Here is an 11,092-nt window from a genome sequence, read left to right on the forward strand (position 1 = left end):
ACACCCCACCCCCCCCCCCCCCCCCCCCCCCCCCCCCCCCCACCTCCCCCCCTCCCCCCCCCCCCTCCCCCCCCCTCCCCCCCCCCCCCCCCCCCCCCCCCCCCCCCCGAACCACTTCGGCAGCGCGCCGAGCAGCTCCTGCTGGTCTTCGCCGGCCCACGCGACATGGCCGTCCGGACGCAGCAGCACCGCGGGCACGTCCAGTTCTCCGCTGACGTCGACGACGTGGTCGACCCGGTCCGTCCAGCCCTCCGCCGAGAGCCGGCCGGTCTGGTCGAGCAGCAGACCGCGGCCGCCGTGCATCAGCTCGTAGAGACGGCCCCGCCCCAGCCGCACGTCCCGCAGCCGCCTGCCGAGCAGGTCGTGGCCCTCGCCGAAGTCGTAGCGGACGCCGATCGCCGTGATCTTCTCGATCAGGTACCGGTTCACGTCCTCGAACCGCGTCAGTTCCGCCAGCAGCCCGCGCACCGAACGCGGGCCCGGCTCGTTCGACATCAGCTGCATCTGGGCGCGCGTGTTGTCCAGTACGTCGGCCGCCACCGGGTGCCGTTCGGCGTGATAGGTGTCCAGCAGTCCCTCCGGCGCCCAGCCGGCCACCTCGGCGGCGAGCTTCCAGCCGAGGTTGAACGCGTCCTGGAGGCCCAGGTTGAGGCCCTGCCCGCCGGTCGGCGGGTGGATGTGCGCCGCGTCACCGGCCAGCAGCACCCGGCCGGACCGGTAGCGCTCGGCCAGCCGGGTCGCGTCGCCGAAGCGGGAGATCCAGCGGGGCGAATGCACGCCGAAGTCGGTTCCGGCGTACGCCTTCAGCTGCCGCCGGAGTTCATCGAGGGTCGGCGGGACGGTACGGTCCTCGGCCACTCCCTCGGCGGGGACGACGATCCGGTACACCCCGTCCCCCTCCGGAATGGCACCGAACCGCGTCTCGGTCCTGCGGACCTCGGCGACCACCGCCGCCAGCGTCTCCGGGGACGCGGTCAGCTCCACGTCGGCCAGCAGGGTCTCGACCCGGCTCGGTTCGCCGGGGAAACCGATCCCGAGCAGCTTGCGCACCGTGCTGCGGCCGCCGTCGCAGCCGACGAGGTACCGCGAGCGCAGTCGCGTGCCGTCCGCCAGCCCGACGGTCACCCCCTCCCCGTCCTGGCTCAGCCCGACGAGTTCGCAGCCGCGCCGGATCTCGACGCCGAGTTCGGTGGCGTACTCGGTCAGCAGGCGCTCCGTGACCGCCTGCGGGATGGAAAGCACGTAGGAATGCGTGGTGTCGAGTCCGTCCGGCCACGAGGTGCCGATCCCGGCGAAGAAGCCGCCCACGGTGAACCGCTCGCCGTGTGCGAGGAACGGCTCGAGCAGACCGCGCTGGTCCATCACCTCGATGCTGCGCGCGTGGAGGCCGCGCGCACGGGACTGCCTGGCCTGCTCGGTCTCCTTCTCCAGTACGAGTACGCGGACCCCGTGCAGCCGCAGTTCGCGCGCCAGCATCAAGCCGGTCGGACCGCAGCCCGCCACGATCACGTCAATCATGAAAAACACCCATTCAACGAGACTTTTTCGCAGGTTCTGGATTCGGCCGCCCATTCTGCGGGAGGCCCGGGGCCTTGCCGCAAGCCCCCCGGTGCGCTATATGTTGAGAGTGGCAAGGAGCGCGTACTCCTTGCCCTTTGTTTTTCGCCGGCCGTCCCGCCCCGCCGGTGCAGTGGCGTTTCACCAGGTGAACGCACTAGCCCACGGGGGTGAGTTACCGCCCCGAGCCCTGTCCCGGGCGGGCCGCGGGTCGTTACAACCGGATCGTGATCACGTACGTGCCCCCTTCGGACACGGCTGTCACCGCCGCCTGACGGCGTTTCCCCGAGTAGCGATAGAGAGACGGCCCTTTTCATGAACAACCGCCTGCGGTACCTCGCCGCCACCCTGGCAACCGGCTTCACCCTGGCGCTCACCGCCGGTGCCCCCGCCGACGCCCGCCCCAGCGGCGTCGACAGCCAGTGCGGGAAGTACATCTGCGTGATGACCGCCCACCACAACCGCTTCGTACAGGACATCACCGTCCAGACCAGGGACGGCCTGCCGGGCACGCTCCGCTCCTACTGGGGCAACTTCCACGGCCCGAGGGTGAACGCCGCCTCCCACCGCTGGACGGTGGGTTACGAGCAGGCGGAAGCGAAGCTCGTCTGCGGCGGCCTGGAGCGGGACGGCCGCAGCATCGAGGACGGCATCTGCGTCACCATCTGACCCCGGCGGCACGCCGCCAGGTGCCGCCGCCCGCCCCACGGGGCCCGGCGGCACCGCCGCCCTCGTGGTCGCCCGTGCCCACCCCCGGGCCGGGTGCCCGCCTCTGCGCCGCCGTTGAGCCACGCTCCGCGTGGCGAACGGCGGTGCCGTGCGCCCCTTGGGCCGAGCCGTTCCCCCCTGGGCTCCTCCCGCCCCACCGAAGGTGGCTCGTTCGTGCTCTGGCCTCGGGGCGGTGCTGCCGTCACCGTCGACAGGGCAGACGTCGACCGAAGGGACGCCCGTTGGGAACACCGGCAACACCCCTCTCCACCCCGAGCAAGCAGCTCATCACCGCCTGGCAGGGCCGGCTGCTGACCCGGTTCGCCGGAGCCGTGCAGCACAGGTTCGCCAGGCACCGCTTCCGCCCCGACGTGGCCCTGCGGAACGCGGCCATGCGGGCGGCGAACCGCCGCGGTGTCGACCGTGACGAGCTGGTGCGGGTCACCAGGCTCAGCACGGCGACCGTCACCAAGGCCCTGGCCGGAAAAACCACGACCGAGTAGCCCGCCATCGGCATCGGGGTCCGCGCTGGCCTAGGTCGTCTCTTTCGGATCTTGCCGGTTAAGCCCGCGTCGTCCGGTGCCGTGCATCGCAAGGCGGAGCGGCTCCCGATTACTGGACGTCCTCGGGTGCCGCGACAACGCGGCGAGGTGCGGTACCGGGCGGCGCGGGTGAGGCAAGATCCGGAAGAGACGGCCTAGCGGGGCCCCGCCCAGCCGGCGCCGTCGTCCGGGACGCGGCGCCGGACCTGGTCCTCCTGGGCGAGGCGGCGCAGCAGCTCGAAGACGGGGGCGCAGATCGCGAAGACGATGACGGCCCGCTCCGCCAGGGCCACCGGATCGTCGAGGCAGGAGGCGCGCTCCAGGTCCAGCCGGGCCACCGACTCGGCGAGCCGGGCGTACGCGGCCAGCTCGCCCGGAGCGTACTGGGCGTCGAGCCGGCGCAGCTCCTTGAGCGCAGCCGTCAGCCCCTGCACGTGGGGCGAGGTGGCCGGCGCCCGCCAGTCCAGGGCCGCGAGCAGCTCCGACACCTCCGCTCCGGCGGCCTCCTCGGCCTCGGTCTCCTCCGCGCCGCCCTCGGGGCCCTGGGAGGCCACCGGCACCGGGAGCGCGTAGCTGATCGCGCCGAGCGCGCCCTCGGTGCTGTGGGCCTGGTCGACGGCTCCGAGCACGTCACGGGTGGCGGCGATGGACAGGCCGCCGAGCGTGGTCAGGGCCTTGATCAGCCGCAGCCGCTCCGCGTGCTCCTCCCCGTACTCCGCCAGGGTCGCGGCGGTCGCCCGCCCCGCCGGGAGAAGGCCCTGCCGCCGGAAGTACTTGATGCTGGCGACCGGCACGCCGGTGAGCCGGCTGAGCTCCGAGATCTTCATACGGCTTCCCTCCTGATCTGCGGTCCCGTGCGGTCGGTACACGTCATCGGCGATTGGACACCACAACAAGATACTGCCAGTATCCAGTAGCTGGATACCGTAAGTATCCAGCTCAGGAATCGCAGCCGCACCGGAGAATCGATGCCTCACCCCACGCCACCCTCCGTGCTCCGCCGACCCCAGCTGTGGATCGGTACGGGACTCATCGCCGCAGTGGTCTCGATGTTGTTCGCCCTGCTCTACGTGGGCGGCAACGTCGACCCGAGAGGGAACCTGCGCGACCTGCCCGTTGCCCTGGTCAACGCCGACGACGGCGCCGACGCGGGCGGCCGCCGCGTCAACCTCGGCCAGCAGGTCGTCGAGGGCGTCGAGAAGGCCGCCAAGGGTGACAAGAGCATCGACTGGCAGCTCGTCAGCCGTGAGGAGGCCGACAGGCGGCTGGGCAGCGGCAAGGTGTTCGGCGCCCTCGTCATCCCGCGGGACTTCTCCGCCACGATGACCGCGCTCGCCGCCCCCCAGCCTCCGGCCCAGGGCAAGGCCGCGCCGCCGACGCTGACGGTGCTGACCAACCAGGCCGCCGGCAGCATAGGTTCCTCCATGTCCTCGCAGGCCGCCCAGAAGGCCGCCCACGCGGCCTCCGCGCAGCTCGGCCAGGAACTCCTCAAGCAGGCCGCGGCCCAGAAGGCCCCGCTGCCGACGGCCGCCCAGCTCAAGTTGACCGACCCGGTGACGGTGACCGTCGCCGACGGCCACCCCCTGGGCTCGCGCAGCGCCATGGGCCTGAGCGCCTTCTACTACGCCCTGGTCCTGGTCGTCTGCGGCATGCTCGGCGCCAACCTCGTCAACTCCCAGGTCGACACGGCCCTCGGCTACCTGCACACCGACTACGGCCCGGTCCGCAAGCGCGAACCCGTCCAGCACACGAGCCGCGTGCGCACCCTGGCCGTCGCCATTGCGCTCATGCTCGGCATGTCGCTGGTCATGGGCACCCTGGTCGAGGTCGCCACCGTCACCATCCTGGACATGGACGCCTCCCACCTCGGCCTGCTGTGGCTCTACTCGGTCGCCACCATCGCCGTCGTCGGCATCGGCAGCCTCGCCCTGTTCGCCGCGTTCGGCACCCCCGGCATGCTGCTGGCCACCATCGTCTTCATCGCGATGGCCGTCCCCTCCTCGGGCGCCACGGTGCCCGTCCAGGCGCTGCCCGGGTTCTTCCGCGCCCTCGCCGAGTTCGAGCCGCTGCGCCAGATCACCGAGGGCCTGCGCTCCCTGCTGTACTACGGGGCCCAGGCCGACGCGGGCCTGACCCGCGCGTGGACCGCGATGGGCATCGCCCTCGTCGCCGCGCTGGCCTTCGGCTTCGCCGTGACCCGGGTCTACGACCGCCGGGGCCTGCACCGCATCCCCCGGCCCGACACCGCTACGGCCTCCCCCGAGGAGACCCCGGAGCCGCCCGCGGCCGCCGAGCCCACGCCGTCCGCCACGGCCTGAGAGGGGCCACGGCCCGGCCCGCCCGTCGCGGGTCCCTTCAGGGCAACGGGCGGCAGGCCACAGCCGGGATCCTTGGAAAGGCGGGTTCCGCGCGGTACCCCTGACAGGGCACAGCGCGGAACCCGCCTTTCCGTATCCGGCCGACCCCGGCCGGGCCCCCGGCGGGCCCGGCCCGCGCGCCCCGACCGACGGCAGGAGCGCCCCATGACCACAGGCTGGACCCCCCGCCCGCCGGACGCCGGCCACCCCGGGGGCGAGCACCTGCCGGAACTCGACATCCCGCCGCCGTCCCGGCAGCGGCGCTGGACGGTACTGCTCCGGCTGCTGTTGCTGCTGCCGCAGCTGATCGTCACGGCCCTCCTCGGCATCGCCGCCTTCTTCGTGACGATCGCCGGATGGTTCGCCGCGCTGGTCCAGGGCCGCCTGCCCGACGGAATCGCCCGCTTCCTCGGTTCCTTCCTGGCGTACGAGACCCGTGTCACCGCCAGCGCGATGCTGCTGGTGGACCGGTACCCGCCGTTCTCCTTCGACGCGCCCGGCCATCCGGTCAGGATCGAACTGCGCCCCGGCGAACTGAACCGGCTGGCCGTGCTGTTCCGCCTCGTCCTGATGATCCCGGCGATGATCGTGACCAGCCTCCTGCAGTACGGCTGGGCCGCCGCCGGCTGGGTGTTCTGGCTGATCACCCTCGTGCTCGGGCGGATGCCCACCCCCGTCTTCGGCGCCGTCGCGGCGGTCGCGCGGTACCGGATGCGCTACCAGGCGTACGCGATGATGCTGACCTCCGCCTACCCCAAGCGCCTGTTCGGCGACGGGCCGACCGCCGCCGCCCGTCCCGCCGGGGCCATCGCCTCGGGCACCCGCCCGCTGGTCCTCGGTACGCCGGCGAAGGTGCTGGTCGTACTGATCCTCGTGCTGGGCATCCTCGCCGCGTGCGCCTCCCCGACGCTCCAGGCCACGGACGGCGACTGGACCGACCCCCCGGCCCCGACGAGGTTCGAGGGCGGGAAAACCGCACCGATCCGGACAAGCTGAGTGGCCTTCAGGTGAACGCGGGCCGCTCGGCAGCAGGTCAGCGCCCCGCGTTCCACCGCGGCCGCCGCTCCTCACCCCCCGTTTCCGACCGGACACGGAGCGGCGCACACCGCTTGAGCTGCCCGAACGCCCATTCGTTATCCGCTATTCGAACGTGCTGTCCGTAAATCGGCCATCGATATGCATGTCACCTTCACAACCGACAGACTCGACCACAACGGAGCCCGACAACGAAAGTAATTGTCGCGCTCAACCTTCGGATCGAAAGTGAGTCTTGTCGTGCGCTACCGCTTCGCAGCCGTCTCCTCCGCCGCCCTCCTCTGCCTGGCGGGTGCCACCGGTATGGCGGAGGCCAAGCCCACCAGCCTGTACGCGCCGTCCGCGCTGGTCTTCTCCGTCACCCAGGGCGACGACGCCAACGCCGGCACCGTCCTGCGCGCCGCCACCCTCAGCTGTATGCCGTCGGCCCAGGGCACCCACCCCGACCCCAAGGCCGCGTGCACCGCCCTCAACTCCACCGGCGGCACCTTCGACCGCCTGCTCGCCGCCCCCGACGCCGACCGCGCCTGCCCGATGCACTACGCGCCGGTCACCGTCACCGCGGAGGGCGTCTGGCAGGGCAGCCGCGTCACCTGGAAGCACACCTTCTCCAACGCCTGCACCATGAACGCGACCCTCAACGGCAATGCCGTCTTCGCCTTCTGATGCCCCGCTGCGGGCTTCCGGTCACGGTCACCCGGGCAGCATCCGGGTGACCGGCCGCGTGGTACCTGCAGGGGTTCTGCCCGGGTCGGTCCCGGGCCCCTGCAGGGCCTGACGGCTCAGGACCGTGGGAAGTCCGGGCGCCCCATCCACCAGTTCCCGGCAGCGTCGGTGCGGGGACTGGTCCAGAACTCGATGACCGCGCCGGTGAACTCCGTCGCCGACAGCGCTCCGTCGCCGTCAGCATCGAGGTGGGCGAACGCCTCGGCCGCGTGTTCCTGGGTGAAGCCGGGGAAGTGCCCCCGCTGGAACGCGAAGAACTCCTCGGGGCTGATCCGGCCGTCGCGATCGATGTCGGCGATGTCCAGGTAGGTTTCGGCGATCCCGCCCAGGGCGGCCTCCGCCGCCTCCGGGTTCTCTCCCAGCGCCCGGGTCGAGGCGACGAACTGGTTCTTGGTGATCCCCACGCCGCCGACCGGGACGAACGGCAGGTGCACCTCCCGCCAGATCTCCAGATAGGCGGCGACGATCCGTTCCTCCGCGGGGGAGCCCTCCGCATGGCCGAGGGAGGCAGCCACCCGGCGGCCCATCTCCCTGTGGTCGTCCTCGGTGAGCACCCCGTCGCCGTTCGCATCGAGCTGGTCGAAACCCTGCTCGATCTTCGCCGTCAGAAAGTCCTGACTGCCCATCACTTCTCCTCGCTGCCTACCTGTACGGAAGAGCAGGGGCACCCACGTGTGCCCCGCCCCCAAGCCAACGATCAGGTGCCCGTAAGAGCACGCCTCGGATTCCCGCACCGGGCATGCTTATGCTGCCGCCATGGGTCTGGATCTCATGCTGTTCATGGCGGACTGGAAGCATTTGAGCGGCGTGCCGGTCGAGAAGCGCGTTGAAGCACTGCATGATGCCGTTTGGCCACCGGAGCTCGACCACGAGTACTACGTCAGCCGGCCGCACGGCGGCTGGACATGGCTCCCGGACGGCGAGTCCGCATGGTGCGCCGAGTACGACTTCTTCGCCACCACCGGCGCCTATCGCCACCACGCCCGTGCGGGGGACGCGTGGGCCGACATCCGGCCCTTCGTCGACGCGTTTCTGCGAGAGGCGACGGACACCTTCCTCGACGGGCTCATCTGGGACGCGGACCCGGCCGACGACCCCGTGCTGACGGGCGGCGGAGGACTCTTCCCGCCGGCCACCGACCGCCGGCATCCGTCGCTCCTTCTCGTGTGCCCGCCCGAGGCCCTGCCGGGGAAGGCCCGCGCCTGGACACAGGTGGAATCCCGCCTCGAGGAGTTGCGCGAACCGTTCGCCGCCGAATGCGAGGGCTGGGCAGGGCGCCCCGACACCTTCGAGGACTTCACCGCGCTTCTGTGCGAATGGGGCACCGTGACCACGGAAGCCGCGCTCCGAGGCTGGGGGCTGGTGGGCCTGCCCTAGGGTCTCCGCGAAAGTGCTGGTGGCAGCCACTCATTGAAGGCTGCTGCCAGTGGATCCCGCTGGGCTGGGCGGCTCGTACACTGACGAAAATGGAGGACCACACGGCCACCGGGATCCGTGCACGTCCGGCGCCCGCCTTGCGGCGGTACGTCGACTCGTATGTCGGTTTCGACCTCCGCGGGCTTCCGGCGGGGGTGCACTGCGGCCCGCCGAGCCGCGCGCTCACTGCGGTGATCAGCCTGTCAGATCCTTTGGAGGTGGCGGCGGGCGTTGACGACGGGTCACCGGTCACCCGATTCAGCAGCGTGGCCGGCGGTCTGATGTGCCGGTCCGTCGCGATCCACCACGACGGGCGCCAGCATGGTGCGCAGGTATCGCTGACACCGCGCGGGGCCCGGGCCATCTACGGCATGCCCGCCGCCGAGCTCGCCCACCGACTGGTCCCGCTCGACGAGCTTCTCGGAGCGCTTGGCGTCGAGCTGACCGACCGGCTGCGAGCGGCGACGACATGGGCGGCGCGGTTCGCCGCGCTGGACGCATTGCTCCTCCGGGCTGTCGGCCGTGGCGCCGGCGGCGACCGTGCGTGCCGGGTGCGCCCCGAGGTGGGCGAGGCGTGGCGCCGCCTCGTCGCCGCGCGGGGCTGCGTCCAGGTGGGCGCGGTCGCCGCGGAACTCGGCTGGAGCCGTCGGTACCTCACCGAGCGGTTTCGCGGTGAGGTGGGCCTGTCGCCGAAGACCTTCGCCCGAGTCTTGCGCTTCGAGCACGCGCACGAACTGGCGGCGGCGCGCGACCCGCTCCCGTGGGCCGATGTGGCAGCCGTCTCCGGCTACGCCGACCAGGCCCATCTCGTACGGGACTGGCGCGAGTTCACGGGCCGGTCGCCGACGGCCTGGCGTCGCGGCGAAGTCCTCCTCGGAGCCGGGTAGTCGCCAGCCGTCCGCCCGTCGCGTCGACTTCTCTTCCCTTTTCTTCAAGACCGCCCGATCGCTGCCGTGGACGATCGTCGGTATGAGACTCGTCAACCACCAACGCAACGCCATGGACCTGCGGACCACCCCCGTGCACCTCGGACTGGGATCGAGAGCCAAACCCGTCGAGGGCTTCGCCTGGGACCCGGAGGTGCTCCAGGCCTACAGCGCCGCGGTCGCGGCAGATGGCGCCGAGGGCAGGATGGTGATGATCTTCGACGGCGACGGGCTCGGCGACCACTGGGAAAGCCACCCCGCGGGCGACGAACTGGTCGTTTGCCTCAGCGGGTCCGTGACGGTCACCCGCGACGTGGACGGGGTGCCCGAACGCGTTCTGCTCGGGCCGGGCGAGGCCACCGTCAACCCGGCCGGGGTATGGCACGTGGTCGACATGGAGGGGCCGGCGTCCATCCTGGCCATCACCGCGAGCCTCGGTACCGACCACCGTCCTCGGACCGACACCAGCCCGACGGAACGCGTCGACACGCCCGGCCCGGGGGAAGCCCGGTGACGACACGCCTCGCGTGCCTAGGCGCCACCTCATCGCTGAGGTCATCGACGCCGGCCTGCTGACCCAGCGCGTGTAACCGAGCCGGTGAACGAACCCCGGTCCGCCCAGATCACTCCGTTGGGGGCAGGCACTCGGCGAGCAGGTCGACGACGTCCCGCCAAGCTCGCCGCGCGTGCTGAGGGTGATAACCGACCCCGGGAAGCACGATGTGGTCGACCGGTGGGTGATGGAAGGCGTGCAAGGCGCCGCCGTAGACCGCGAGGCGCCAGTCGACGCCCGCAGCCTGCATCTCGGCTGTGAACGCGTCCCGTTGCGCGGGCGACATGATCGGGTCTTCCGACCCGACCCCGGCCCACACCGGGCAGTGAATGCGCGCCGTCTCGCCCGGTCGGCCCGTGGTCAGTCCGTTGACTGTCGCGATCGCGCGCAGGTCGACGCCGTCGCGCCCGAGTTCCAGCGCGATTGCGCCCCCGGTGCCGTAGCCGACGGCGGCGATCCGGTCCGGGTCGGTCCGCGGCTCGGCGCGGAGCACGTCGAGTGCCGCGTGGCCGATGCCTCGCATCCGGTCGGGGTCGGCGAGCAGCGGCGTGCACCGGGCCAACATCTCCTCAGGGTCGCCCAGATAGCGCCCGCCGTGGAGGTCGAAGGCCAGCGCCACGTATCCCAGCTCGGCGAGCGCATCGGCCCGGCGGCGCTCGACGTCGCTGAGCCCCACCCCCTCGGGTCCGACCAGGACCGCGGGCCGGCGGTCGACACCGGCCGGGAGCGCGAGGTGCCCGATCATCGTCAGGCCGTCGGCCGCGTATGCGATCGTGCGCGTGGTAACTGTCGTCATGAGCTTGGACTGTAGTGAGCGTAGAGCCCGGTCGGGCCGGTGTTCTGCCGCTGGCAGAAGCCAGGTCTCTGGCGTATTCCGGAAGTCCGAGCCTCGGCCGGGAAGTCCCCGTGCAAGGTGAACGGAGTGGTCGCGCCCCAGCCGCCTCTCAGACGGTCGTCCACAGCGTCCAGTTCGCACAGCCGGCCTCCGCGGTGACCGCAATACACTCCTCGCGTCAGCGCCCGCGTTCGGGTGCCGTGGCCGAAAAAACAGGGGGACGCGGTGGGGACGGTCGAGGTGCAGAGGGGCTGGAAGCCGTCTGTGGCGGAAAGGTGGGCGGGGCGACGCCCTCTGTGGTGGACCGTCGGCCCGACGGGAGAGCTGGCCGTTCTGTTCGTCCATCGCCAGTGTCTAAGCCGAAGCCGCTATGTGAAGGGCTGGGTGGGATGGGGTCCGCGGGTCCCCTTCGGTGCGGTGCTCGTGATGCGGCAGGC

At 71.7% G+C, this 11,092-nt stretch carries 12 protein-coding genes; 8 read left to right on the forward strand and 4 right to left on the reverse strand.

The genetic code is table 11. The annotated features are described in order from the left end of the window. Nucleotides 1-1,518, reverse strand: a 1,518-nt coding sequence (gene rox / locus ACZ4WZ_RS29170; protein WP_467894967.1) for a rifampin monooxygenase, incomplete at its 3' end; no start/stop codon positions are given. Between the two features lie 354 nt (nucleotides 1,519-1,872). Between rox and ACZ4WZ_RS29175 the strand changes: the two genes are divergently transcribed. After that, nucleotides 1,873-2,226, forward strand: coding sequence for a hypothetical protein (locus ACZ4WZ_RS29175; RefSeq protein WP_467894970.1), 354 nt, complete (start codon nucleotides 1,873-1,875; stop codon nucleotides 2,224-2,226). A 281-nt stretch (nucleotides 2,227-2,507) separates the two neighbouring features. Beyond that, complete coding sequence (locus ACZ4WZ_RS29180; RefSeq protein ID WP_467894973.1) at nucleotides 2,508-2,768, forward strand: hypothetical protein; 261 nt, start codon at nucleotides 2,508-2,510, stop codon at nucleotides 2,766-2,768. A 194-nt stretch (nucleotides 2,769-2,962) separates the two neighbouring features. Here ACZ4WZ_RS29180 and ACZ4WZ_RS29185 read toward each other — a convergent pair whose 3' ends face one another. Continuing rightward, complete coding sequence (locus ACZ4WZ_RS29185; RefSeq protein WP_467894976.1) at nucleotides 2,963-3,634, reverse strand: MerR family transcriptional regulator; 672 nt, start codon at nucleotides 3,632-3,634, stop codon at nucleotides 2,963-2,965. Between the two features lie 141 nt (nucleotides 3,635-3,775). Between ACZ4WZ_RS29185 and ACZ4WZ_RS29190 the strand changes: the two genes are divergently transcribed. From ACZ4WZ_RS29190 to ACZ4WZ_RS29200, 3 genes are all read left to right on the forward strand, one after another. Further along, nucleotides 3,776-5,125 (forward strand): YhgE/Pip family protein, encoded by a 1,350-nt coding sequence (locus ACZ4WZ_RS29190; protein WP_467894979.1) that lies wholly within the window; start codon nucleotides 3,776-3,778, stop codon nucleotides 5,123-5,125. Between the two features lie 204 nt (nucleotides 5,126-5,329). Continuing rightward, entirely contained in the window at nucleotides 5,330-6,160 is an 831-nt protein-coding gene (locus tag ACZ4WZ_RS29195; RefSeq protein ID WP_467894982.1) for a DUF4389 domain-containing protein, read from the forward strand. A 342-nt stretch (nucleotides 6,161-6,502) separates the two neighbouring features. Continuing rightward, nucleotides 6,503-6,865, forward strand: a complete 363-nt coding sequence (locus tag ACZ4WZ_RS29200; RefSeq protein ID WP_467895214.1) for a subtilase-type protease inhibitor — start codon at nucleotides 6,503-6,505, stop codon at nucleotides 6,863-6,865. Between the two features lie 116 nt (nucleotides 6,866-6,981). On the opposite strand, the gene ACZ4WZ_RS29205 is transcribed toward ACZ4WZ_RS29200, so the two are convergent. Then, the gene (locus tag ACZ4WZ_RS29205) at nucleotides 6,982-7,551 is read right to left on the reverse strand and encodes an EF-hand domain-containing protein (protein WP_467894985.1); all 570 of its coding nucleotides are present in this window, start codon (nucleotides 7,549-7,551) and stop codon (nucleotides 6,982-6,984) included. A gap of 130 nt (nucleotides 7,552-7,681) precedes the next feature. Between ACZ4WZ_RS29205 and ACZ4WZ_RS29210 the strand changes: the two genes are divergently transcribed. The 3 genes from ACZ4WZ_RS29210 (at nucleotide 7,682) to ACZ4WZ_RS29220 (ending at nucleotide 9,781) form a co-directional block, all read left to right on the forward strand. After that, entirely contained in the window at nucleotides 7,682-8,302 is a 621-nt protein-coding gene (locus ACZ4WZ_RS29210) for a hypothetical protein (protein ID WP_467894988.1), read from the forward strand. A gap of 89 nt (nucleotides 8,303-8,391) precedes the next feature. Beyond that, nucleotides 8,392-9,228 carry a helix-turn-helix domain-containing protein gene (locus ACZ4WZ_RS29215; protein ID WP_467894991.1) on the forward strand — a complete coding sequence of 279 codons (837 nt, stop codon included), beginning with the start codon at nucleotides 8,392-8,394 and terminating at the stop codon, nucleotides 9,226-9,228. Nucleotides 9,229-9,310: 82 nt separating this feature from the next. Further along, nucleotides 9,311-9,781, forward strand: coding sequence for a cupin domain-containing protein (locus tag ACZ4WZ_RS29220; RefSeq protein WP_467894994.1), 471 nt, complete (start codon nucleotides 9,311-9,313; stop codon nucleotides 9,779-9,781). Between the two features lie 109 nt (nucleotides 9,782-9,890). Here the strand turns inward: ACZ4WZ_RS29220 and ACZ4WZ_RS29225 are convergent, their stop codons facing one another. Continuing rightward, nucleotides 9,891-10,616, reverse strand: coding sequence for a dienelactone hydrolase family protein (locus ACZ4WZ_RS29225; protein ID WP_467894996.1), 726 nt, complete (start codon nucleotides 10,614-10,616; stop codon nucleotides 9,891-9,893). Nucleotides 10,617-11,092 lie beyond the last annotated feature (476 nt).

Source organism: Streptomyces sp. NPDC029122 (assembly GCF_055569445.1).

Excerpts from the sequence above, each read along its gene's own strand:
- ACZ4WZ_RS29210 (WP_467894988.1), top strand. The coding sequence starts at position 7,682 with ATGGGTCTGGATCTCATGCTGTTCATGGCGGACTGGAAGCATTTGAGC.
- ACZ4WZ_RS29205 (WP_467894985.1), bottom strand. The coding sequence starts at position 7,551 with ATGGGCAGTCAGGACTTTCTGACGGCGAAGATCGAGCAGGGTTTCGAC.
- ACZ4WZ_RS29195 (WP_467894982.1), top strand. The coding sequence starts at position 5,330 with ATGACCACAGGCTGGACCCCCCGCCCGCCGGACGCCGGCCACCCCGGG.
- ACZ4WZ_RS29225 (WP_467894996.1), bottom strand. The coding sequence starts at position 10,616 with ATGACGACAGTTACCACGCGCACGATCGCATACGCGGCCGACGGCCTG.
- ACZ4WZ_RS29215 (WP_467894991.1), top strand. The coding sequence starts at position 8,392 with ATGGAGGACCACACGGCCACCGGGATCCGTGCACGTCCGGCGCCCGCC.
- ACZ4WZ_RS29200 (WP_467895214.1), top strand. The coding sequence starts at position 6,503 with ATGGCGGAGGCCAAGCCCACCAGCCTGTACGCGCCGTCCGCGCTGGTC.
- ACZ4WZ_RS29220 (WP_467894994.1), top strand. The coding sequence starts at position 9,311 with ATGAGACTCGTCAACCACCAACGCAACGCCATGGACCTGCGGACCACC.
- ACZ4WZ_RS29190 (WP_467894979.1), top strand. The coding sequence starts at position 3,776 with ATGCCTCACCCCACGCCACCCTCCGTGCTCCGCCGACCCCAGCTGTGG.
- ACZ4WZ_RS29175 (WP_467894970.1), top strand. The coding sequence starts at position 1,873 with ATGAACAACCGCCTGCGGTACCTCGCCGCCACCCTGGCAACCGGCTTC.
- ACZ4WZ_RS29185 (WP_467894976.1), bottom strand. The coding sequence starts at position 3,634 with ATGAAGATCTCGGAGCTCAGCCGGCTCACCGGCGTGCCGGTCGCCAGC.